The organism is Modestobacter caceresii (genome assembly GCF_000761485.1).
GTDB classification, from domain to species: domain Bacteria; phylum Actinomycetota; class Actinomycetes; order Mycobacteriales; family Geodermatophilaceae; genus Modestobacter; species Modestobacter caceresii.
In genome coordinates, this window is sequence record NZ_JPMX01000018.1 from 1 (window position 1) to 22773 (window position 22773).

At 73.8% G+C, this 22773-nt stretch carries 20 protein-coding genes; 4 read left to right on the forward strand and 16 right to left on the reverse strand.

Annotated features, from left to right (window positions below; genetic code table 11):
• Nucleotides 1-68: 68 nt before the first annotated feature.
• The 4 genes from alaS to IN07_RS05445 all read right to left on the reverse strand — a co-directional run bounded on the left by alaS (nucleotide 69) and on the right by IN07_RS05445 (nucleotide 4955).
• Nucleotides 69-2738 carry an alanine--tRNA ligase gene (gene alaS, locus IN07_RS05430; protein WP_036334193.1) on the reverse strand — a complete coding sequence of 890 codons (2670 nt, stop codon included), beginning with the start codon at nucleotides 2736-2738 and terminating at the stop codon, nucleotides 69-71.
• Nucleotides 2739-2801: 63 nt separating this feature from the next.
• Nucleotides 2802-3098 carry a hypothetical protein gene (locus IN07_RS05435; protein WP_036334195.1) on the reverse strand — a complete coding sequence of 99 codons (297 nt, stop codon included), beginning with the start codon at nucleotides 3096-3098 and terminating at the stop codon, nucleotides 2802-2804.
• Entirely contained in the window at nucleotides 3098-3523 is a 426-nt protein-coding gene (locus tag IN07_RS05440) for a DUF948 domain-containing protein (protein ID WP_036334197.1), read from the reverse strand. The genes IN07_RS05435 and IN07_RS05440 overlap by 1 nt, the downstream gene beginning before the upstream one ends.
• A gap of 97 nt (nucleotides 3524-3620) precedes the next feature.
• Complete coding sequence (locus IN07_RS05445) at nucleotides 3621-4955, reverse strand: replication-associated recombination protein A (RefSeq protein ID WP_036334198.1); 1335 nt, start codon at nucleotides 4953-4955, stop codon at nucleotides 3621-3623.
• Nucleotides 4956-4989: 34 nt separating this feature from the next.
• Between IN07_RS05445 and IN07_RS05450 the strand changes: the two genes are divergently transcribed.
• Nucleotides 4990-5847, forward strand: a complete 858-nt coding sequence (locus tag IN07_RS05450) for an aldo/keto reductase (protein WP_036334200.1) — start codon at nucleotides 4990-4992, stop codon at nucleotides 5845-5847.
• 212 nt (nucleotides 5848-6059) lie between these two features.
• Nucleotides 6060-6929 carry a DUF559 domain-containing protein gene (locus IN07_RS05455; RefSeq protein ID WP_036334201.1) on the forward strand — a complete coding sequence of 290 codons (870 nt, stop codon included), beginning with the start codon at nucleotides 6060-6062 and terminating at the stop codon, nucleotides 6927-6929.
• 73 nt (nucleotides 6930-7002) lie between these two features.
• On the opposite strand, the gene aspS is transcribed toward IN07_RS05455, so the two are convergent.
• The 4 genes from aspS to IN07_RS05475 form a co-directional block, all read right to left on the reverse strand.
• A complete protein-coding gene (aspS, locus tag IN07_RS05460; RefSeq protein ID WP_036334202.1) occupies nucleotides 7003-8784 on the reverse strand; it encodes an aspartate--tRNA ligase in 1782 nt (593 codons plus the stop codon).
• Nucleotides 8785-8853: 69 nt separating this feature from the next.
• Nucleotides 8854-9879 (reverse strand): aldo/keto reductase, encoded by a 1026-nt coding sequence (locus tag IN07_RS05465; protein ID WP_231558011.1) that lies wholly within the window; start codon nucleotides 9877-9879, stop codon nucleotides 8854-8856.
• Nucleotides 9876-11141, reverse strand: coding sequence for a histidine--tRNA ligase (hisS, locus tag IN07_RS05470; protein ID WP_036334203.1), 1266 nt, complete (start codon nucleotides 11139-11141; stop codon nucleotides 9876-9878). Before hisS ends, IN07_RS05465 begins: the two co-directional genes overlap by 4 nt.
• A complete protein-coding gene (locus tag IN07_RS05475) occupies nucleotides 11141-11824 on the reverse strand; it encodes an MBL fold metallo-hydrolase (protein ID WP_036334204.1) in 684 nt (227 codons plus the stop codon). Before IN07_RS05475 ends, hisS begins: the two co-directional genes overlap by 1 nt.
• Nucleotides 11825-11983: 159 nt before the next feature.
• On the opposite strand from IN07_RS05475, the gene IN07_RS05480 reads away from it, so the two are divergent.
• Both IN07_RS05480 and IN07_RS05485 read left to right on the forward strand, forming a co-directional pair.
• Nucleotides 11984-12781: a peptidylprolyl isomerase gene (locus tag IN07_RS05480; RefSeq protein ID WP_036334206.1), complete on the forward strand. Its 798-nt coding sequence runs from the start codon at nucleotides 11984-11986 to the stop codon at nucleotides 12779-12781.
• A gap of 73 nt (nucleotides 12782-12854) precedes the next feature.
• Complete coding sequence (locus tag IN07_RS05485) at nucleotides 12855-13496, forward strand: class I SAM-dependent methyltransferase (RefSeq protein WP_036334207.1); 642 nt, start codon at nucleotides 12855-12857, stop codon at nucleotides 13494-13496.
• A 27-nt stretch (nucleotides 13497-13523) separates the two neighbouring features.
• Here the strand turns inward: IN07_RS05485 and IN07_RS05490 are convergent, their stop codons facing one another.
• The 8 genes from IN07_RS05490 to ruvC all read right to left on the reverse strand — a co-directional run bounded on the left by IN07_RS05490 (nucleotide 13524) and on the right by ruvC (nucleotide 22649).
• Nucleotides 13524-15929 (reverse strand): RelA/SpoT family protein, encoded by a 2406-nt coding sequence (locus IN07_RS05490; protein ID WP_197058365.1) that lies wholly within the window; start codon nucleotides 15927-15929, stop codon nucleotides 13524-13526.
• A gap of 98 nt (nucleotides 15930-16027) precedes the next feature.
• Nucleotides 16028-16615, reverse strand: a complete 588-nt coding sequence (locus IN07_RS25095) for an adenine phosphoribosyltransferase (protein ID WP_036334209.1) — start codon at nucleotides 16613-16615, stop codon at nucleotides 16028-16030.
• On the reverse strand, nucleotides 16612-18135 hold the full coding sequence (gene secF / locus IN07_RS25100; protein ID WP_231558012.1) for a protein translocase subunit SecF: 1524 nt from the start codon (nucleotides 18133-18135) through the stop codon (nucleotides 16612-16614). Before secF ends, IN07_RS25095 begins: the two co-directional genes overlap by 4 nt.
• Nucleotides 18132-19802, reverse strand: coding sequence for a protein translocase subunit SecD (gene secD / locus IN07_RS05505; protein WP_052090879.1), 1671 nt, complete (start codon nucleotides 19800-19802; stop codon nucleotides 18132-18134). The genes secF and secD overlap by 4 nt, the downstream gene beginning before the upstream one ends.
• Nucleotides 19803-19815: 13 nt before the next feature.
• Nucleotides 19816-20151, reverse strand: a complete 336-nt coding sequence (yajC, locus tag IN07_RS05510; RefSeq protein ID WP_036334211.1) for a preprotein translocase subunit YajC — start codon at nucleotides 20149-20151, stop codon at nucleotides 19816-19818.
• A gap of 160 nt (nucleotides 20152-20311) precedes the next feature.
• The gene (gene ruvB / locus IN07_RS05515; RefSeq protein WP_036334212.1) at nucleotides 20312-21439 is read right to left on the reverse strand and encodes a Holliday junction branch migration DNA helicase RuvB; all 1128 of its coding nucleotides are present in this window, start codon (nucleotides 21437-21439) and stop codon (nucleotides 20312-20314) included.
• Nucleotides 21436-22071: a Holliday junction branch migration protein RuvA gene (ruvA, locus tag IN07_RS05520; RefSeq protein ID WP_036334213.1), complete on the reverse strand. Its 636-nt coding sequence runs from the start codon at nucleotides 22069-22071 to the stop codon at nucleotides 21436-21438. Before ruvA ends, ruvB begins: the two co-directional genes overlap by 4 nt.
• Nucleotides 22068-22649 (reverse strand): crossover junction endodeoxyribonuclease RuvC, encoded by a 582-nt coding sequence (gene ruvC / locus IN07_RS05525; RefSeq protein ID WP_231558013.1) that lies wholly within the window; start codon nucleotides 22647-22649, stop codon nucleotides 22068-22070. The genes ruvA and ruvC overlap by 4 nt, the downstream gene beginning before the upstream one ends.
• Between the last annotated feature and the right edge of the window lie 124 nt (nucleotides 22650-22773).

Below are 22773 nucleotides of genomic sequence, written 5' to 3' on the forward strand. Positions count from 1 at the left end.
CGGCGGGCGACCGGACCGTCCGGTCCGCTCCTCCACGGGCCCGGTGCCGGGCCCGTCGGACGCCTCGCTCACGTCGTGGCCGCTCCGATCGTCTGCTCGACGGCCGCGAGGGCCGCAGGGATGCCCGAGGGATCGGTACCGCCACCCTGCGCCACGTCGGCCTTGCCACCACCGCGACCACCCACGGCCGGCGCCGCAGCCCGCAGCAGGTCGTTCGCCGACAGGCCCCGCTGCTGCGCCGCCGGGTTGACGGTGGCCACCAGGGCAACCTTGCCGTCCGCGGCGGAGGCGAGCAACACGGCCGCCGCCCGCTCACCGAGCCGGCCGCGCACGTCCAGGGCGAGACTGCGCAGGTCGCCACCGGACAGCCCGGCCGGTGCGCCGGTCACGACGGCCACCCCGCCGAGGTCGCGGGCACCGGCCGCCAGGTCCCCGGCGGCGGCCAGGGTCTGCCGGGCGCGCAGGTCGGCCAGCTCCTTGTCGGCCTCCCGCAGCCGCTCGAGCATGCCGCTCACCCGGTCGGCGATCCCGTCCTGGGGGGTCTTCAGCAGGTCGGCGAGCTGGCGGACCAGGTCACGCTCCCGCGCCAGGTACCGGAAGCCCTCCAAGCCCACGGCGGCCTCCACCCGGCGGGCCCCGGAGCCGACCGAGCTCTCCCCGGTCAGCGCGAGGGTGCCGATCTGGGCGCTGCCGTGGACGTGGGTGCCACCGCAGAGCTCGCGGGACCACTCACCACCGATCTCCACGACGCGGACCTGCTCGCCGTAGGTCTCCCCGAACAGCGCGAGCGCACCGAACTCCCGCGCCTCCGGGAGCGTCATGTAGAGCGCGCGGACCCCGTGGTCGGCCCGGACGGCGGCGTTGGCGACGTCCTCGACGTCGATCCGCTGCTGCGCGGACAGTGCCCCCTGCCAGGCGAAGTCCAGTCGCAGGTAGCCCGGCCGGTTGTACGACCCGGACTGCAGTGCCTGCGGGCCCAGCACCTGGCGCAGCGCCGCGTGCACCACGTGCGTGCCGGAGTGCGCCTGGCAGGCCGAGAGCCGCCACTCGCGGTCGACCTGGGCGGTGAGCTCGGTGCCGGCCCGCAGCTCTCCCTCGAGCACCCGCACCTGGTGGGCGACCAGGCCCTTGACCGGGCGCTGGACGTCGATGACCTCGGCCCGGCCGCCGTCCCAGGTCAGCTCGCCGGCGTCGGCGACCTGACCACCGGACTCGGCGTAGAAGGGCGTCCGGTCCAGCACGACCCGGGTGACCGAGCCTGCGCCGACGACCGGCTCGCCGTCGGTGTCCTCCTCGTCGACCACGCCGAGCACCCGGGAGTCGGTGCGCAGGGTGTCGTAGGCCCGCCAGTCGGTGGGCCCGTGCTCACCCAGCAGCCGCCGGTAGGCCAGCACGTCGACGGCGCCGGTGCGCTTGGCGCGGGCGTCGGCGCGCGCCCGGTCCCGCTGCTCCTTCATCAGGGCGCGGAAGCCCTCCTCGTCGACCCGGACGCCCTGCTCGGCGGCCATCTCCAGGGTCACGTCGATCGGGAAGCCGTAGGTGTCGTGCAGCGAGAAGGCCTGCTCCCCCGACAGGGCCGGGGTACCGGACTTCCTGGCCTGGCCGACGGCGGTGTCGAACAGCGCCGTGCCGGCGGTCAGGGTGCGCCGGAACGCCTCCTCCTCGGCGTAGGCGATCCCGGAGATGCGGGCGAAGTCGGTGGCCAGCTCGGGGTAGCTGGGGCTCATCGCGTCGCGGGAGACCGGCAGCAGCTCCGGCAGCGTGGCCTCCTCGACCCCGAGCAGCTTCATCGAGCGGACCGCCCGGCGCAGCAGCCGGCGCAGGATGTAGCCCCGCCCCTCGTTGCCCGGGGTCACCCCGTCGCCGATGAGCATCAGGCCGCTGCGCACGTGGTCGGCGACCACGCGCAGCCGGACGTCGGCCTCGTGGTCGGCGCCGTAGCGCACGCCGGCGAGCTCCGCGGCCCGGTGCAGCACCGGGGCGACCTGGTCGATCTCGTACATGTTGTCGACGCCCTGCAGCAGGAAGGCCACCCGCTCCAAGCCCATGCCGGTGTCGATGTTCTTCTTCGGCAGCTCGCCGAGGATCGGGAACTCCTTGCCCTCCCCCGGGCCCCGCTCGTACTGCATGAAGACCAGGTTCCAGATCTCCAGGAACCGATCGCCGGTGGGATCGGCCTCCGGCCCGCCGTCGGGGCCGTACTCCGGCCCGCGGTCGTAGTGGATCTCCGAGCAGGGCCCGGCCGGGCCGGCCGCACCGGTGGACCAGTAGTTGTCGTCCTTGCCGCGGCGCTGGATGCGCTCGGCCGGGACGTAGGCCCGCCAGGCGTCGAACGCCTCGTCGTCGTCCAGGTAGACCGTCGGCCAGATCCGCTCGGCGTCCAGCCCCAGCCCGCCGTCCTCGACCCGGCCCGTCACCAGCTCCCAGGCGAACTGGATCGCCTCGGCCTTGAAGTAGTCGCCGAAGGAGAAGTTGCCGTTCATCTGGAAGAACGTGCCGTGCCGGGTGGTCTTGCCCACCTCCTCGATGTCGAGGGTGCGCACGCACTTCTGCACGCTGGTCGCGCGCGGGTACGGCGCCGGCTCACGGCCGGTCAGGTACGGGATGAAGGGCACCATCCCGGCCACCGTGAACAGCAGCGAGGGGTCGGGCGACACCAGCGAGGCGCTCGGGACGACGGTGTGCCCCCGCCTCTCGAAGTGCTCCAGGAAGCGGCGGCGGATCTCGGCGGTCTGCATGCGGGTGGTCTCGGTCCTTCAGCGCGGGACGGGCGCAGGGGCGGCGCCCGGAGGGGAGGTGGTTCAGCTGTCCGCGGCGTGGGCGCCGCGGCGGGGCAGCGCGTCGGGCAGGGAGACCTGACCGCTGTCGGGCAGCGGGGCGTCGAGCCCCGTGCCGGCACGCAGCTCGTCCTCCCGGAGCGCGGCGGCGGCGCGGACGTCGGCGCCGAAGTCGCCGATCGCGTCGGCCAGCTCGCGCAGGCCCTCGGCCAGCTGGCCGGCAATCCCCTGCGGGGTGAGCTTCTCCGCGGTCTTCGTCAGCTTGCGGACGACGAGGGCACCGATGGTGATCCCCATGGCCAGCCAGAACAGCCGGCGCATCAGGCGGCCCGCCGGGCTGCGCGCCGGTTGCGACGGTCCTCACGGGCGGTGCGCTGGGCGTCGGCGACGGCCTGGCCCTCCCGCTTCTTGCGGGCGGCGCTGCGGACCCCGTAGCTGAAGGCGGCGACCTTGATCAGCGGGCTGCCGAGGGTGGCGGCGAAGACGCTGGTGAGGGCGGCGACGTTGCTGGAGACGTTCGCGGCGTTGCCGGTGATGTCGTCGACCCGCTCGAGGTTGGCGTTGACGTGGGTGACCGTCGTCGACGCCTGGCTCAGGATCGGCTGGCTCTGCTCGCGGACCTGACGGATGGTCAGCGTCGTCTCGTCCAGCGTCCGCCCCAGCTTGAGCAGCGGCACCGCCACCAGGATGACGAGCAGCACCAACGCGCCGGCGGCGATGAGCCCGGCGATCTCTCCTGCGGACACTCGAGGGTCCCCTTCGTCGTCTCGTGCACGTTCCCGGTGGAGGTCCACCGGTCGGGTCACCCTAGCCGCCGCCACCGACGACGCCCGCTCGTGCGGCTCAGCTGCGACGGCGGACGATCGCCCGCAACTTGGCCAGCCGGGCCCCGATCTGCGCCTCCACCCCGCGCCCGGTCGGCCGGTAGTAGTCGCGGCCGACCAGCGCGTCGGGCGGGTACTGCTGCGGCACGACGCCGTCGGGGTGGGCGTGCGGGTAGACGTAGGTCCCGCCGTGCCCGAGCTTCTTCGCCCCCGCGTAGTGCGCGTCGCGCAGCCCGGGCGGCACCGGCCCGGCCAGCCCGGCGCGCACGTCGGCGACCGACTCCCCCATCGCCGTGGTGATCGCGTTGGACTTCGGTGCGGTGGCCAGGTGGACGACGGCGTGCGCCAGCGGGAAGTGCCCCTCCGGCATGCCGATGAAGGCGACCGCGTCGGCGGCGGCGACCGCGGTGAGCAGCGCGGTCGGGTCGGCCATGCCGATGTCCTCGCTGGCCGAGATGACCAGCCGGCGGGCGATGAAGCGGGGGTCCTCCCCCGCCTCCACCATCCGCGCCAGGAAGTGCAGCGCCGCGTCGACGTCGCTGCCCCGGATGCTCTTGATCAGCGCGCTGGCGATGTCGTAGTGCTGGTCGCCGGAGCGGTCGTAGCGCACCGCGGCCTGGGCGACCGCCGTCTCCAGGGTGGCCAGGTCCAGGACGTCGGAGCCGGCCGCCCGGGCCGCTCCGGCCCCGCTCTCCAGCGCGGTCAGCGCCTTGCGGGCGTCACCGCCGGCCACCCGCAGCAGGTGCTCCTCGGCCTCGGCGGTCAGCGTCACCGCGCCGTCCAGCCCGCGCTCGCTGGTCAGCGCCCGGCGCAGCACCGTGCGCACGTCCTCGTCGTCCAGTGACTGCAGCGCCAGCACCAGGCTGCGCGACAGCAGCGGGCTGACCACGGAGAAGAACGGGTTCTCGGTGGTCGCGGCGATCAGGCTCACGATCCGGTCCTCGACCGCGGACAGCAGGGAGTCCTGCTGGGTCTTGGAGAAGCGGTGCACCTCGTCGATGAACAGCACGGTGCGCCGGCCGGCGTGGGTGAGCTCGCGCTTGGCGTCCGCGATGACCGCGCGCACCTCCTTGACCCCGGAGTCCAGCGCCGACAGCTGGACGAAGGAGCGCTGGGTGGCCAGCGAGATGACGTGCGCCAGCGTCGTCTTCCCGGTGCCCGGTGGGCCGTAGAGCACCAGGGACATCGGCTCGTCGGCCTCGACCAGCCGGCGCAACGGGGCGCGCGGGCCGAGCAGGTGCTGCTGGCCGACCACCTCGTCCAGCGACTGCGGCCGCATCCGGACCGCCAGCGGGGCGCCCGGGTCGACCGGCGGCGGGCCGTCGGCGGGCTCGGGGTCGAACAGGGAGGTCACGATTGCGAAGCTACCTGGGGGGCACGACCGTCCCATGGAGCAGCGACGCATCGGGAACCGGACCGTCAGCGCGGTGGGGCTGGGGGCGATGCCCCTGTCCACGAAGGACCCTCGCCCGTCACCGGACGAGGCCGCGGCCGTGGTCCACGCCGCGCTGGACGCCGGCGTCACGCTGATCGACACCGCCGACGCCTACGCCCACGACGAGGCAGAGTTCGGCCACAACGAGGAGCTGGTCGCCCGGGCGCTGGCGTCCTACGGCTCCCCGGGCGACGTGCTCGTGGCGACCAAGGGCGGGCACACCCGCCGCGGCGCCGAGTGGGAGCTGGACGGTTCGCCGGCCTACCTGCGCCGGGCCTGCGAGGCCTCGCTGCGCCGGCTGGGCGTCGAGGCGATCGGGCTCTACCAGTTCCACCGGCCCGACCCGACGACGCCGTGGGAGGAGTCGATGGGTGCGCTCCGCGAGCTCGTGGACGACGGGCTGGTGCAGCTGGCCGGGATCTCCAACGCCGACGTCGACCAGATCGACGCGGCCCGGGCGATCGTCGGCGACGCGCTGGTCAGCGTGCAGAACCAGTTCTCCCCCGGCTGGCGGTCCTCGGCCGGGGAGCTCGCGCACTGCGCGCAGCACGGGCTGGCGTTCCTGCCGTGGAGCCCGTTCGGCGGGGTGTCGGCCGCCAAGTCGCTGGGCTCGACGGCCGCGGAGTTCGCCGCCGTCGCCGACGAGCTGGGCACCTCGGTGTACCGGGTGACGCTGGCCTGGCACCTGGCCCAGGCCGACGTCGTCGTCCCCATCCCCGGCGCCTCCCGGACGGAGTCCATCACCGACTCCGCGGCCGCCGCCGCCCTGCACCTGGCCCCTGAACACCTGGCCCGCCTGAACGCCGCCTGACCCTCCACCTCAGGTTGAGACCCTCCACCTCAGCTTGAGGCCCTGTTGATCATCGGCGTCTGGCTGCCGCACTCGGCGTGTCGACCAGCCAGATGCCGATGATCAACCCAAGGATCGGGTGTCGGCACGACGTCGTCCACAGCGCCTCGGCGCGTCCACAGATCGGCTTCGGCCGCTCCCGCGGCGGGCTGGCAGGCCAGACGGTGTGAGCCATGGCGCCGCAGCTCTTCACTACAGCCACTGCACGATCCGCCGGTCTGACCCGGGCGGCGCTGCGTGGGTCGTCCTACGTCCGGTTGGCGCACGGGTTGGTGGTCCGCCTCGACGACGCCCTCGACGAGCGCGAACGTCTCGCGCTCCTGGCCACCGTGCTGCCGCCGGATGCCGCGTTCAGCCACCAGACGGCCGCTGCCCTCCTGGGGGCACAGCTCGCGCCGCCGCCCCACCCGCACGTCGCGTTGACCCCGCGCCGGGTGCTCCCCCAGCACGCCGGCCTGGTGGTCCACGGTCGACGCCTGGCGGCCGAGGACGTGGTCCTGGACCGGGGCCTCCGGGGCACCTCGGGAGCGCAGACGTTCCTCGACGTGGCTGCCGTGCTCCCACCGCAGGAGCTCGTCGCCGTGGGAGACGCCCTGCTCCGCGCCGGCCACCTCGACGCAGCCCGACTCGGGGCGCGGCTCGGCCGCGCCGACCGGGTGCGGGGCGTGGTGCGGGCACGAACCTGTGCACCGCTGTTGAGCCCGCTGGCCCAGTCCCGGCCGGAGAGCGTCATGCGCTACTGGCTGCTCGCCAGCGAGCTGCCCGATCCAGAACCCCAGGTGCCGGTGACCGATCGATGGGGCCGAGAGGTGGCCCACGGCGATCTCGGCTACCGCGAGTGGAAGCTGCTGTTGGAGTACGAGGGACGGCAGCACGCCGACACCGAGCAGTTCGGGCGAGACGTCGACCGGTACTCGCTGATGGCCGCGGACGGCTGGCTGGTGCTCCGGTTCGCGCGGTCGCACCTGCTCCGGCCTCAGGTCGTCGTCGACCGGACCCGCCGCGCCCTGCTCAGCCGCGGCTGGCGCCCCCAGCCACGTTGATCATCGGCGAGTGGCTGCCCGACACGCCGGCACGGGCAGCCATTCGCCGATGATCAACACCAGGGCGGGGAGGTCAGGCCTGCTTCGTCGGGTCGGTCGGGCCGGGGGCACCGGGCTCGCCCGGGGCGGGGTCGGCGTCGGGCTCGACGTCGATGCCGGCCTCCTTGCGCTGGGCCGGGGTGATCGGCGTGGGTGCGCCGGTCAGCGGGTCGAAGCCGGCGCCGGTCTTCGGGAAGGCGATGACCTCACGGATCGAGTCGACGCCGGCCAGCAGCGCCACGGTGCGGTCCCAGCCGATGGCCGCGCCGGCGTGCGGCGGCGGCCCGTAGTCGAAGGCCTCCAGGAACCAGCCGAACTGCGCCCGGGCCTCCTCCTGGGTCATGCCCAGGGTCTGGAACACCCGCTCCTGCAGCGCGGCGTCGGCGATGCGGACCGAACCGCTCATCAGCTCGTTTCCGTTGCACACCAGGTCGTAGGCGTCGGACAGCGCCGCGCCCTTGTCCTCGGCGAACCGCTCCCGCCACTCCGGGGTGGGCGAGGTGAACGGGTGGTGCATGAACGTCCAGTCGCCGTCCTCGGTCTCCTCGAACATCGGGAAGTCGACGACGAACAGGAACGACCACGACCCGGGGGCGATGAGCTCGAGCCGCTTGGCGATCTCGTTGCGCGCGGCCCCGAGCAGCTCCTGGGCCCCGCGGCGGGGGCCGGCGGCGAAGAAGACGCAGTCCCCCGGCTTCGCGCCGACGGCCTCGACCAGGCCGGCCCGCTCGGACTCGGAGATGTTCTTCGACACCGGGCCACCGAGGGTGCCGTCCTCGGCGATGGTCACGTAGGCCAGGCCCTTGTGCCCGCGCGAGCGCGCCCAGTCCTGCCAGGCGTCGAACGCGCGTCGCGGCTGCGACCCACCACCGGGCATCACGATCGCGCCGACGTAGGGCGCCTGGAACACCCGGAACGGGGTCTCGGCGAAGTAGCTGGTCAGCTCGGTCAGCTCGATGCCGAAACGGAGGTCCGGCTTGTCGGAGCCGAACCGGTCCATCGCCTCGCGGTAGGTCATCCGCGGGATCTCCGGCACGGTGTACGAGGCCAGCTCCTGCCACAACGCCCGGATGACGTCCTCGGCGATGGCGAGCACGTCGTCCCGGTCGACGAAGCTCATCTCGAAGTCCAGCTGGGTGAACTCCGGCTGCCGGTCGGCGCGGAAGTCCTCGTCCCGGAAGCAGCGGGCGATCTGGTAGTACCGCTCCAGGCCACCGATCATCAGCAGCTGCTTGAACAGCTGCGGCGACTGCGGCAGGGCGTACCAGTGGCCCGGCTGCAGCCGCACCGGGACGACGAAGTCCCGGGCGCCCTCGGGGGTGGAGCGGGTCAGCGACGGCGTCTCCACCTCGGTGAACCCGTGACCGGCCATCACGCCGCGGGCGATCCGGTTGACCTCGCTGCGCAGCCGCAGCACCGAGGCCGGTCCCTGGCGGCGCAGGTCCAGGTACCGGTGGGCGTACCGGACGTCGTCACCGGCGGCCTGCGCCGTCTCGATCGGGAACGGCAGCGGCGCGGACGCCGAGAGCACTTGCAGCGTGCTGGCGACGACCTCGATCTCCCCGGTGGGCAGGTCGGCGTTCTCGTTGCCGGCCGGACGCCGCTGGACGTCGCCGGTCACGAGCACGCAGTACTCGTTGCGCAGCGCGTGCGCCTCCTCCTCGCGGACGACGACCTGGGCGTAGCCCGAGGCGTCGCGCAGGTCGAGGAAGACGACCCCGCCGTGGTCGCGCCGGCGGGCGACCCAGCCGGCGAGGGTGACCGTGGAACCGGCGTCGGTCGCGCGGAGCGTGCCGGCGTCGTGGGTGCGGAGCAAGGTAGTGCCTCTCTCAGGGGGTGCGGAGTCTCAACAGAGGGTCTCAGCAGGTGCGGGACGGGATGGCGGTCACCAGCGGTCGTGCACGTGGGCGCGGATGCGCTCGTCGTACACGCGCTCGAGGTCGGCGAGCTGGCCGGCGCTGAGTGACGGCAGCGAGGCGGCGGCGACGTTGCCCAGCGCCTGCTGCACGTTGCGCGCGCCCGGGATGACGGTGGTGACACCGGGCTGGTCGATGACCCAGCGCAGCGCGAAGGCGGCGGTGGTGACGTCCGGGCCGGCGATCTCGGTGACCTCGCGGGCGGCGGCGACACCGACCTCGAAGGGCACCCCGGCGAAGGTCTCGCCGACGTCGAAGGCCTCACCGTTGCGGTTGAAGTTCCGGTGGTCGTCGGCGGCGAAGGTGGTGTCGGTGGAGTACTTGCCCGACAGCAGGCCGCTGGCCAGCGGCACCCGGGCGAGGATGCCGACCTCGGCGCGCTGGGCGGCGGGCAGCAGCTGCTCCAGCGGCTTGCGCCGGAAGACGTTGAGGATCACCTGGATCGACTGCACGCCCGGGTGCTGCAGGGCGGTGAGGCCCTCGGCGACGGTCTCGACCGAGACGCCGTAGGCCGCGATCGCCTGCTCCTCGACCAGCGCGTCGAGGGTCTCGTAGACCCGCTCGTCGGAGTAGACGGCCGGGGGCGGGCAGTGCAGCTGCACCAGGTCCAGGGTGTCGACGCCGAGGTTGCGCCGGCTCCGGTCGATCCAGGCCCGCAGGTTCTCCGGGGTGTAGGTCTCGGCGGCGAACGGGTCGGCGCGACGGCCGGCCTTGGTGGCCACGAAGGGGCGCTCGCCGCGGGCGGCCAGCGCCTTGCGGATGCGCTCCTCGGAGCGGCCGTCGCCGTAGACGTCGGCGGTGTCCAGCAGGGTGACGCCGGCGTCCAGCGCAGCGTCGAGGACCGCGGCGGCGTCGTCCTCGGACACGTTCCCCCAGTCACCGCCCAGCTGCCAGGTGCCGAGGCCGACGACGGAGACGTCGGCGCCGGTCCGGCCCAGGGGGCGGGTCTCGAGCGGGGTGTTGGCGGACTCGGCGATGCCGTCGGTGACTGTCACGCACCCACCGTCGCACGCACCCGGTCGAACAGCTCGGCCAGGGGGACGGCGACCTGCTCGTGCGATCGCAGGTCGCGCAGCTGCGCGACGCCCTCGGCGAGATCCCGGTCGCCGAGCACCACCGCGTGCGAGGCACCCGACCGGTCGGCGGCCTTCATCGCGCCCTTGAGCCCGCGGTCGCCGTAGACGGTGTCGGCGGAGACCCCGGCCTCCCGCAGCTGGCCGACCAGCTTCACGGCGAGCCGCTTGGCCTCCGCGCCGAGCGGGACGACGAACGCCTGCACGCCGGCCGACGTGGCGATGTCCAGCCCCTCGGCCTGCACCGCCAGCAGCGTGCGGTCCACCCCGACGGCGTAGCCGATGCCGGAGAGGTCCGGCCCGCCGAGGGACGCCGACAGCCCGTCGTAGCGGCCGCCGCCGCCGATCGCCGACTGCGAGCCGAGCCCGGAGTGGACCAGCTCGAACGTCGTCTTCGTGTAGTAGTCCAGCCCGCGCACCAGCCGCGGGGCCTCGGTCCAGGCCACACCGAGGTCGGTGAGGTGCTCGCGGACGGCGTCGTAGTGCGCCTTGGTGGAGTCGGAGAGGTGGTCGACCATCAGCGGGGCGTCGTCCAGCTGGGCCTGCACCTCAGGGCGCTTGTCGTCGAGCACCCGCAGCGGGTTGATCTCCGCCCGGCGCCGGGTGTCGGAGTCCAGGTCCAGCTTGGCGAGGAAGTCGACCAGCAGCTCGCGGTACTGCGGGCGACAGGTGGCGTCACCCAGTGAGGTCAGCTGCAGCTCGAAGTCGCGCAGGCCCAGGTCGCGGAACCCCTGCACGGCCAGCGCCACGACCTCGGCGTCCAGCGCCGGGTCGTCGACGCCGAGGGCCTCGCAGTCGACCTGGGTGAAGTGCCGGTAGCGGCCGGCCTGGGGGCGCTCGTAGCGGAACGCCGACCCGACCGCCCACAGCTTCACCGGCAGGGCGCCGGCGTAGAGCCGGTGCTCGATGAACGACCGCATGAGCCCGGCGGTGAGCTCGGGCCGCAGCGTCAGCGACCGGCCACCGCGGTCGGTGAACGTGTACATCTCCTTGGAGACGACGTCGGTGGACTCCCCCACCCCGCGGGAGAAGACGGCGGTGTCCTCGAACGTCGGCGTCTCGATGTAGCCGTAGCCCGCTCGCCGCAGCGGCGCGGTGAGGGTGTCGCGGACGGCGAGGAACTGCGCCGAGTCCGGGGGCAGCGTGTCGAACGTGCCCTTGGGAGCCCGCATGGGCTCGCTCATCAGAGACCTCGTCCCTTCGGTGCACTCGCGGCTTCCGCGAGGTACGGGTTGGTGGCGCGCTCGCGCCCGATCGTGGTGGCCGGCCCGTGCCCGGGGAGGACGACGGTCTCGTCGTCCAGCGGCAGGACGACGTCGCGCAGCGAGCCGAGCATGTCCTCCCAGGACCCGCCGGGGAGGTCGACCCGGCCCACCGAACCGGCGAACAGCACGTCACCGGCGAGCAGGCCGGGGGCCTCTCCCAGGTCGAGGGAGAAGACCACCGAGCCGCGGGTGTGGCCCGGCGCGTGCCGCACGGTCAGGTCGACCCCGGCCAGCGAGATCGTCGCCCCGTCGGCCAGCGGGAGGACGTCGGCGGGGTCCGGGAGCTGCACGCCGGTGATCAGCGGGGCGAGCTGAGGACCGTGCCAGCGCGCCGGGTCCGACAGCATGCCGGTGTCCTCGGGGTGCAGGTAGGCGGGGATGTCGTAGCCGGAGCAGACCGGCAGCACGGAGAAGGTGTGGTCGAGGTGGCCGTGGGTGAGCACGACCGCGACCGGCTTGAGCCCGTCGTCGGCCAGCATCCGGGCCAGCGGTTCGACCGCGTCCATCCCCGGGTCGACGACGATGCACTCCTGCCCGGCCCCGGGGGCGACGGCGTAGCAGTTGGTGCCGAACGCGCCGGCGGGGAAGGAGCGGATGAGCACCCGTGCAGGTTACGCGGGCGACATCCGCCCAGCTGGCGCTGCCAGGGTCCGGACAGGGAACCCCCCTACACTCCGCACTCGACACACGCCGTGGTGTGGGCGCGCGGCCCCGGTCGCGGCCGCCCCCGGCGCAGCGCAGAGCCCGAGGAGCCGAGAAGAGTGCCGACCAACAAGCAGCGTCGTGAGGCTGCGCAGCGACGGCTGCAGCGCCAGCTCGAGCGGCGCGAGGAGCTCGCCCAGAAGCGCCGGCGCAACACGCTGATCGGGGTGACCGTCCTCGCCGTCGTCGCCGTGGTCGCCGCGCTGTTCCTCATCACCGGCCTGGGCGACGACGAGGAGCCCGACACCGCCGCCGCCCCCGGGACCACCGCTGCCCCGGTGGTGGACGGCAGCGACGGGACCTGCGACTTCATCCCGGACACCTCCGGCAGCGACACCCTCACCGACGTCGGCATCCCGCCGGCCGAGGTGCCGACGACCGGCACCACGGGCCTGACGCTGGCCACCTCCGCCGGCGACATCGGGCTGACCCTGGACCAGGAGAACGCGCCCTGTGCCGCGGCGAGCATGGTCTACCTGGCGCAGCAGGGCTTCTTCGAGGGGACGCCCTGCCACCGGCTGACCAGCGGCGGGCTGAGCGTGCTGCAGTGCGGTGACCCCAGCGGCACCGGCACCGGCGGCCCGACCTACGACTTCCCGACCCAGGTGACCGGCGCGGAGACCTACCCGCGCGGCACGCTCGCGATGGCCAACGCCGGGCAGGGCACCGACGCCAGCCAGTTCTTCCTGGTCTACGCCGACAGCCAGCTGCAGCCGGACTACACCGTCGTCGGCACCATCGACGAGGCCGGGCTGGCGACGCTGGACGCGATCGCGGCCGCCGGCATCGAGGGCGGCGCCACCGACGGTGCACCGGCGCAGCCGGTGACGATCGAGTCGGCCACCGTCCAGCAGTAGCGCACGCGGCAGGAGGGCCCGGTCTCCACCTGGAGGCCGGGCCCTCCTGCGTCCGCGGCCACACACTGGGGCGATGGACGCCGACCCGTACGCGGGTTTCCCCCCGGGCTTCTTCGACCGGAACGACGACGGCCCGGACGCGCGCTTCTACGACCGGCCCAGGCTGGTCACCCACATCGACGAGGCGGCGATCGCCGCGGTCGGGGACCTCTACGCCGAGCTGGGCATCGACGGGTCGGCGCCCCGGCCGACCCGCGTGCTGGACCTGATGTCCTCCTGGGTGTCGCACTTCCGCACCCCGCCGGCCGACCTGGTCGTGCTGGGCATGAACGCCGACGAGCTCACGGCGAACCCCGCGGCCTCCACGCGCCTGGTGCACGACCTGAACGCCGACCCGACCGTCCCGCTGCCCGACGACGACGTCGACGCGGTGGTGTGCTGCGTGTCGATCGACTACCTCACCCGGCCGGTCGAGGTGCTGGCCGAGATGGGCCGGGTGCTGCGTCCGGGCGGGGTGCTCGCGGTGACCTTCTCCAACCGGTGCTTCCCCACCAAGGCCGTCCGCGGATGGCTGGCCACCGACGACGAGCAGCACGGCGCCGTCATCGCGGAGCTGGTACGCCGCAGCGGAGGCTACGGAGAGCCCACCGTCGAGCTGCGCACCGCACCGGGCGTCGGCGATCCGCTGTACGCGGTCGTCGCCACCCGCTGCTGACGGAGGCGTGGGGCAGCGGGTCCCTCGTCAGGCGGTGACGCGCTCCACGTCGAAGACGCCGTCGACGTTGCGCACCGTCTGCAGCACCGCGCCCAGGTGCGCCGGGTCCGCCAGCTCGAAGGTGAACCGGCTGATCGCCACCCGGTCCCGGCTGGTCTGCACCGAGGCGGACAGGATGTTGACCCGCTCGTCGGCCAGCGCCCGGGTGACGTCGGAGAGCAGCCGGTGCCGGTCCAGCGCCTCGACCTGGATCGCGACCAGGAACACCGCCCCGGGCTGGGAGGCCCAGTCGACCTCGACCAGCCGCTCGGGCTTGGCCTGCAGGTCCGCGGCGTTGGTGCAGTCGGTGCGGTGCACGCTGACCCCGCCACCGCGGGTCACGAAGCCGAGGATGTCGTCGCCGGGCACCGGGGTGCAGCACTTGGCGAGCTTGGCCCACACGTCGGTCATGCCGTGCACGACGATCCCCGGGTCACCGCTGGCGGTGCGGGCGACGGTGCGCTTGGTCGGGATCGCGGTCTCGGCGATGTCCTCGGCCGCGCCCTCTGAGCCGCCGAGCGCGGTGAGCAGCTTCTCGACGAGCGAGTGCGCGGAGACCTGGTTCTCCCCCACCGCCGCGTACAGCGCGCTGACGTCGGGGTAGTGCAGGTCGGCGGCGAGGGTGGCCAGCGACTCCCCACCCAGCAGGCGCTGCAGCGGCAGGCCGGCCTTGCGCATCGCCTTGGTCAGCGCGTCCTTGCCGGCCTCGACGGCGTCCTCGCGACGCTCCTTGGTGAACCACTGGCGGATCTTGGTGCGGGCCCGGGAGCTGCCGACGAAGGAGAGCCAGTCCTGGGAGGGGGCGGCGCTCGGCGAGCGGGAGGTGAAGACCTCCACGACGTCGCCGTTGGACAGCCGGCTGTCCAGGGAGACCAGGTTGCCGTTGACCCGGGCGCCGATGCACCGGTGACCGACCTCGGTGTGCACCGCGTAGGCGAAGTCGACCGGCGTCGACTCCCCCGGCAGGCTGATCACGTCGCCCTTGGGCGTGAAGACGAAGACCTCCTGCGGACCGAGGTCGTAGCGCAGCGTCTCCAGGAACTCGCCGGGCTCCTGCGCCTCGCGCTGCCAGTCGAGCAGCTGGCGGAGCCAGAGCATGTCGTCGCCCGGCGCGCCCGGGGCCGGGGTGAGGTCGGCCTTGCCGCCGGCGGCCTTGGCCTTCTCCTTGTACTTCCAGTGCGCCGCGATCCCGTACTCCGCGGTGCGGTGCATGTCGTGCGTGCGGATCTGCAGCTCGACCGGCTTGCCCTGCGGACCGATCACCGTCGTGTGCAGCGACTGGTACATGTTGAACTTCGGCATCGCCACGAAGTCCTTGAACCGGCCGGGCACCGGCTGCCAGTGCGCGTGCATGATGCCCAGCGCCGCGTACACGTCGCGGACGGACTCGACCAGGATCCGGATGCCGACCAGGTCCCAGATGTCGGTGAAGTCCCGGCCGCGGACGATCATCTTCTGGTAGATCGAGTAGTAGTGCTTGGGCCGGCCGGTGACGGCGGCCTCGATCTTGGCCGCCTTCAGCTGCTCGGTGACCGCCGAGGTGACCTCGGCCAGGTAGGTGTCCCGGGACGGCGCACGCTCGGCCACCAGCCGCACGATCTCGTCGTACCGCTTGGGGTACAGCGTGGCGAACGCGAGGTCCTCGAGCTCCCACTTGATCGTGTTCATGCCCAGCCGGTGGGCCAGCGGGGCGAGGATCTCCAGCGTCTCGCGCGCCTTCTTCTCCTGCTTCTCCGGCGGGAGGAAGCGCAGCGTGCGCATGTTGTGCAGCCGGTCGGCGAGCTTGATGACCAGCACCCGCGGGTCGCGGGACATCGCCACGATCATCTTGCGGATCGTCTCGGCCTGGGCACCGTCGCCGAACTTGACCTTGTCGATCTTGGTGACGCCGTCGACCAGGTGCGCCACCTGGGGACCGAAGTCGGCGGTGATCGACTCCAGCGTGGTGCCGGTGTCCTCGACCGTGTCGTGCAGCAGCGCGGCGACCAGCGTCGTCGTGTCCATCCCCAGCCCGGCCAGCACGGTGGCGACGGCGAGCGGATGGGTGATGTAGGGGTCACCGCTCTTGCGTCTCTGCTCGGCGTGCGCCTCCTCGGCGACGTCGTAGGCCCGCTGCAGCAGGGCGAGGTCGGCCTTCGGGTGGCTCTGCCGGTGCAGCACCGACAGCGGCTCCAGCACCGGGCGGATGCCGGTGGAGCGCTGCCCGGCGACGATCCGCCGGGCCAGCCGGTCGCGGACCCGGCGACGGGGCGCGGTATCGGCCTCCCCGCCCGGCTCGGGGGCCACGTCGTCGGGACGACGGACGGCGGGCCGCTCGGGCAGCGCCACCCGTGGCGGCGCCTCCTCGACGGCGGGCGCGCCGGACGTCTGCGGTGCGACGACGTCAGAGGCCACGGGTGCTCCTGCACTGTTGAGGAGGTGGACCCTTCCCATGCTAGCCGCGCGCCGCCGGGTCTCGCGCCCCGCGCTCACCCGGGGTGGGGGCCGTCGGCTCAGACCCGCCAGAGCGCGTGCACCGGGTGCGGCGCGATGCGCTCCCGCCCGCCGAGCGCCAAGAGCTCCACGACGACGGCGACCGCGGTCACCACCCCGCCGAGCTGTTCCACCAGGGCGATCGCGGCCTGCAGCGTGCCCCCGGTGGCCAGCACGTCGTCGACGAGCAGCACCCGCTGACCGGGCCTGATCGAGTCGGTGTGCAGCTCCAGGGTCGCCGATCCGTACTCCAGCGCGTAGTCCGCGGTGACGACCTCGCGGGGCAGCTTGCCGGCCTTGCGCACCGGGAGGACGCCGGTCCCGGCGTCCAGGGCGACGGCGGCCGCGAGCAGGAACCCGCGCGCCTCGATCCCGGCGACGACGTCGAAGCCCGGCCCGCCGTCGGCCCCGCCCAGCGCAGCCGCCCGTGGGTCGACGTCGGCGGGCTCGGTGAGCGCGTCGACGACCCGCCGGAACGCCCCGGCATCGGCGAAGACCGGTGTCAGGTCGCGGAACAGCACCCCGGGCTCGGGGAAGTCGGGCACGTCCACCGAGAAGGTGGCGATCAGCTCGTCGATCGGCAGCTCGCCGTCCCGGAGGGTGCTCATCGCCGCTTCCGACCGGCCGGACGCTGTCCCGGCCGGGCCGGCCGCTGACCGGGCCGGGGCGTGGTCGTCCCGCCCCGGACGCCGGGCCGCACCGAGGCCGGCGACTCGATCGGCACGTCCGCCGTCGGCTGTTCGGGCAGGGCCTCGTCCCGCTCGGCGAGCGCCACCGCGGACCGACGGGTGGCCCCGCTCCCCCGCCGGGCCGTCGCCACGGGGGCATCGACCCGGGCGCCGCCCTGACGGGCCTCGGCCGACCGGCGGGCCAGCACCCGCCGGCGCAGCGCCTGCTGCTCGGGCCGGCGCTCCTCGAGCTCGGCGAGCACCGGGGTGGCCAGGAAGATCGAGCTGTAGGTGCCGGCCGCCAGGCCGACGAAGAGCACCAGGGCGAGGTCCTTCAGCGTCCCCGCCCCGAGCAGCCCGGCACCGACGAACAGCAGCCCGGCCACCGGCAGCAACGCGATGACCGAGGTGTTGATCGAGCGCATCAGCGTCTGGTTGACCGCCAGGTTCGCGGCCTCGCCGTAGGTCGACCGGGCGTTCTTCTCCAGGTCCTTGGTGTTCTCGTCGACCTTGTCGAACACCACGACGGTGTCGTACAGCGAGAAGCCCAGGATGGTGAGCAACCCGATGACCGTCGACGGCGAGACCTCGAACCCGACCAGCGCGTAGATGCCGGCGGTCACGACGATGTCGTGCAGCAGCGCGACGATCGCAGCGATCGCCATCGTCGGCCGGAACCGCACGGCGAGGAAGGCGACCACCGCGACCAGGAAGACGGCGAGCGCGATGAGCGCCTGGTTGGTGACGTCGCCACCCCAGTCCGCGCTCACCGACTGCTGGCTGACCTGGGACTGGTCGACGCCGGCGGCGTCGGCGACCGCGGCCACGACGGCGGTCTCGGTCTCGTCGTCCAGGGCGCTGGTGCGCAGCAGCACGGAGTCACCGCCGACCACCTGGGCGCTGGAGACCTGGGCCCCGGCGTCCTCGGCGGCCTGCCGGACGTCGCTGAGCTCGGCGCTGGTGGCCGCGACCCGCACGCTGTTGCCGCCGGCGAACTCGATGCCGAAGTTGAACCCGCGGAAGACCATCGCCGCGACGCACAACAGCATCACGACGGCGGTCACCCGGAACCAGAAGCGCCGCCGGCCGACGACGTCCAGGCCGGCCTCGCCGTTGTAGAGGCGGTGGGCCAGCGACGCCCGCGGCCGTCCCGGGGCAGCGACCGGGGCCGTCCCCTCGGCCGGGAGCCCGGCGTCGGCGAGCGCCTGGTCACCGGTGCTGTCCCCGGCCGCCTCGTCGCGTACCTCGGCGTCGTCGACCTCCTCGTCCGCCGTCGCGTCCACCCGCTCGTCGGCCGGGACGGCCACCCGCTCGTCGGCCGGGACGGCCGGCGCCTCGTCGGCGCTCTGCGCCGGGACGCCGGCGGCGGTCGCGCCCGTGTGCGCCGGCATCGGCGCCTCCTCGGGGGTGAGACCGTCGGGGACGGCGCTGTCGGCACCGGCCCGGTCGCGGGGGGTCATCGGTTGCTCCCGTTCGTGCTGCTGCCGGTGGCGGCGCCGACCAGCTCGCGGTCGCCCAGCGGCGGCCCGGCGGGGCGCCGGCTGTGGTCGACCTGGCCGAGCCCGGAGAAACGGTTGCTCCCGAAGCCCTTGACCCGGCTGAGCACCGCCATGAGCGGATGGGTGAAGAGGAAGACGACGATCAGGTCGAGCACCGTGGACAGGCCGAGGGTGAACGCGAAGCCCTTCACGTCGCCGATGGCCAGCCAGTAGAGGATGGCGGCGGCGAGGAAGCTAACCGCATCGGCGGACAGGATCGTCCGGCGGGCCCGCACCCAGGCACGTGGCGTGGCACTGCGCAGGCTGCGCCCCTCGCGCACCTCGTCCTTGAGCCGTTCGAAGTAGACGACGAACGAGTCGGCGGTGATGCCGATGGACACGATGAACCCGGCGATCCCGGCGAGGCTCAGCGCCAAGCCGATCTCCCGGCTGAGCAGCACCAGACAGGCGTAGATCACGACGGCCGACAGCACCAGGCTGGCGATCATGACCAGGCCGAGCAGTCGGTAGTAGAGCAGCGCGTAGACGAACACCAGCGCGACGCCGATCGCACCGGCGATGAGCCCGGCCCGCAGTTGCTCGCTGCCCAGCTCGGTGGTGATGGACTGCGCCGTCGCCTCGCTGAACGTCAGCGGCAGGGCGCCGTACCGCAGCTGGTTGGCCAGCTCGGTGGCGGCCGCCTGGTCGAAGCTGCCGGTGATCTGGGTGGTGCCCCCGGCGATGGCCGAGTTGATCGTCGGCGCCGAGACGACCCGTCCGTCCAGCGTGATCGCCACGTTGTTGCCGACGTTGGCGGTCGTGTACTCCGCCCACGCGGCGGAGCCCGCCGACGTGAAGTCCAGGTTGACGACCCACTCGCCGGTGGCGACGTCGGTGCCGGACGTGGCGTCTGCGACGTCGGTGCCCTCGATGACGGCCGGCCCGAGCAGGAACTTCGCGGCCCCGTCGTCGGAACAGGCAGCGATGAAGGAGTCGGGCTGGTCGACCTCGGTGGTCGTGGTGTCGCAGGTGAGCGTCGCGTACTCGGCGACCGCCTCCTCCTGGGTGACGGCCGGTGCGTCCGGGTCGGCGACGGCCGGCTCTGTGGCGGCGGGGTCCGTGGCGGCCGGGTCGGCCGCCGGGTCCGTCGCCGCCGGGTCGGTCGCCTCGGGGTCAGTCGCCGGGTCCGTCGCCGCCGGGTCGGTGGCCGCCGGGTCCGTGGCCGCCGGGTCGGTCGCCTCCGGGTCGGTCGCCTCCGGGTCGGCCGCGGCTGCCGGCTCCGGACCGCCGAGGACCGGCCGGAAGCGCAGCTGCGCGGTGGCGCCCAGCTCGCGGGCCCGCTCGCCGTCGTCGCCCGGCACCGAGATGACGATGTTGCTGTCGCCCTCGGTGACGACCTCGGCCTCGGCCACGCCCAGGCCGTTGACCCGCTGCTCGATGATCTGGCGGGCGAGCTCGAGGTCCTCCTGGTCCGGGGCCTGGCCGTCCGGCGTGCGGGCGGCGAGGGTCACCGTCGTCCCGCCCTGCAGGTCGAGTCCGAGCTGGGGGGTGCGCTGGTCGCCGGTCAGGAAGACCAGGGCGTACAGCCCCGCGACGATCGCGAGGAACGCCGCGAAGTAGCGGCGGGCGGGGAGCTGGCGGGCGGCCATGCGTCGACCCGGCTCAGCGGGTGCGGTCGGTGGGGTCGCCGTCGCCGTCGATGGTGCCGGTCGCCCCCTCGGGCGGGACGGCGCCGGACGCCGGCTGGCGGACCTCCATGACCGCCGGGCGGGCCACGGTGATGACGACCCCCGGGGCGATCTCCAGGCCGACGGTGCCCTCGCCGAGCGAGGCGACCGTGCCGTGGATGCCGCTGGTCAGCATGACCGGGGTGCCCACGGTCAGCGAGGCCTGCAGCGCCTGCGCGTTCGCCTGCATCTTCTTGCGCTGCCGGGCGGGCAGCACGATCAGCAGGCCGAAGGCCAGGACGAGCAGGATCAACGGGAAGAACTGTTCCACGACGGGTGAGCCTCTCTACCGCAGCGAGTCGCGCGGTGGGTGCGGCCCGGGATCGGGCCGCTCGGGTACATCGGCGCCGGCGCACGCCCACCTGCGCAGGGAGTGGCTCCGGGGCGGGGCGCCCCGGCCGCAGCCGGGTTGCGCGCCAGCGCGGAGGAGTCTAGGCGTCGAACAGGGTCTGTGACGACGCCCCGTCCGACGGCGGGTCGGCTGCGCCCCCGCCGAGTGAGACGCCACCGCGGGGCACCGGGTGACCCAGGTGCCGGAAGGCCGCCTCCGTGGCGACCCGGCCGCGGGGCGTGCGCGCGAGCAGCCCGGCGCGCACCAGGAAGGGCTCGCAGACCTCCTCGACGGTGTGCGGCTCCTCCCCCACGGCGACCGCGAGGGTGGCCACCCCGACCGGGCCGCCGCCGAACTTGGTCACCAGCGCGTCGAGCACCGAGCGGTCCAGCCGGTCCAGGCCCAGGTCGTCGACGTCGTAGAGCGCCAGCGCGGCCCGGGCCACCTCGAGCGTGACCCGCCCGTCGGCACGCACCTCGGCGTAGTCGCGCACCCGGCGCAGCAACCGGTTGGCGATCCGCGGGGTGCCGCGGGACCGCCCGGCGATCTCCAGCGACCCCTCCGGGGACAGCTCCACCCCGAGCAGGTCGGCGCTGCGGGCCAGCACCCGCTGCAGGTCGGCGACCTCGTAGAACTCCATCTGCCCGACGAAGCCGAACCGGTCGCGCAGCGGTCCGGTGAGCAGCCCGGCCCGGGTGGTGGCGCCGACCAGGGTGAACGGGTGGATCTCCAGCGGGATGGCCGTGGCGCCCGGCCCCTTGCCGACGACGACGTCGACCCGGAAGTCCTCCATCGCCATGTAGAGCAGTTCCTCGGCCGGCCGGGCGATGCGGTGGATCTCGTCGATGAACAGCACGTCACCGGGGCCGAGGTTGGAGAGCATCGCGGCCAGGTCGCCGGAGCGTTCGATCGCCGGCCCGCTGGTGATCTTCACCGCGGTGCCGAGCTCGGAGCCGATGATCAGGGCCAGGCTGGTCTTGCCCAGCCCGGGCGGGCCGGAGAGCAGCACGTGGTCCGGTGGCCGGCCACGGCGCTTCGCGCCCTCCAGCACGAGGTCCAGCTGGCGGGCGACCTTCGGCTGGCCGATGAAGTCGGCCAGCGAGTGCGGGCGCAGCGCGGTCTCGACGACCCGCTCCTCGTCGCCGGCCCGGGGGTCGACGGGGTCGTCGGGGAACCGCCCCGGCCCGGCGTCGGCGGCGGACAGCCCGCGGTCGAACGGGCCGCTCACGACCGCCCCAGGATCTGCAGCGCCTGGCGGAGGAGGACCGCGACCTGGACGCCGCCGGCCAGCTGCTGCTCCTCGGCCACCGGTTCGAGGGCGGTGAGCGCGGTCTCTGCCTCCCGGCTCGTCCAGCCCAGTCCGACCAGGGCCGCGGTGAGCTGGTCGCGCCACGGGGCCACCGGGGCGACCGCGCCGAGACCGGCCGCCGGCGGGCCGTCCAGCGAGGTGTCCGAGGCCGTCGTCCCCAGCCGGTCGCGGAGCTCCAGCACCAGCCGCTCGGCGCCCTTCTTGCCGATCCCGGGCACCTGCATCAGCGCCTTGAGGTCGCCCATGGACACCGCGCGGCGCACCTCGCGGGGCGGGTGGATCGCCAGCACCGCCTGGGCGAGCCGCGGGCCCACGCCGTTGGCGGTCTGGAGCAGTTCGAACAGCTGCCGCTCGTCGTCATCGGCGAAGCCGTAGAGGGTCAACGAGTCCTCGCGGACCACCAGGCTGGTCGACAGCCGGGCCTGCTCCCCCACCGCCAGCCGGGCGATCGTGCCGGGGGTGCACTGCACCGACAGGCCCACGCCGCCGACCTCGACGACGGCTCCATCGGGGGAGACCGCGGCGACCCGGCCGTTCACCGAGGCGATCATCGCGCGGACACGCCCGTCCAGCGGGGCAGGGTCGCCGGGCGGACCGGCGCACCGATGCCGCCGGCCAGCGCCGCGACCCGCAGTCGCTGCTGCGCCGGCCCGCGCCACACGTGGCAGACGGCCAAGGCAAGGGCATCGGCGGCGTCGGCGGGCTTGGGCGCGGTGGCGAGCCCCAGGACGCGGGTGACCATCAGGGTGACCTGGTCCTTGTCCGCCCGGCCGTTGCCGGAGATGGCGGCCTTGACCTCGCTGGGGGTGTGCCAGGCGACCGGCACGTCGGCCTGCGCCGCGGCCAGCGCGGCGACACCCGCGGCCTGCGCGGTGCCGGTCGCCGTCCCCTTGTTGTTCTGGGTGAACACCCGCTCGATCGCGACCGCGGTCGGCCGGTGCTCACGGAGCAGCGCGGTCACGGCGGTGTGCACCTCCAGCAGACGCAGTTCCAGGTCGAGGTCGGGCGAGGTGCGGACGACGCCGACCCCCAGGGCCACCGGCCGGGCACCGGGGCGCCCCTCGACCACGCCCCAGCCGCACCGGGTGAGCCCCGGGTCGATGCCGAGCACCCGCATGAGGACCTCCACCAGCCGACGCGAACACCTGTTCGAACCACGCTAACCGCCGAGGTCGAACGCACCCACCTCCGACACGCCATCGGCCCCGCTGCAGGGGCCCGCGCTGAGCCTGCGAAGCGTGGGGGGCAGCGGG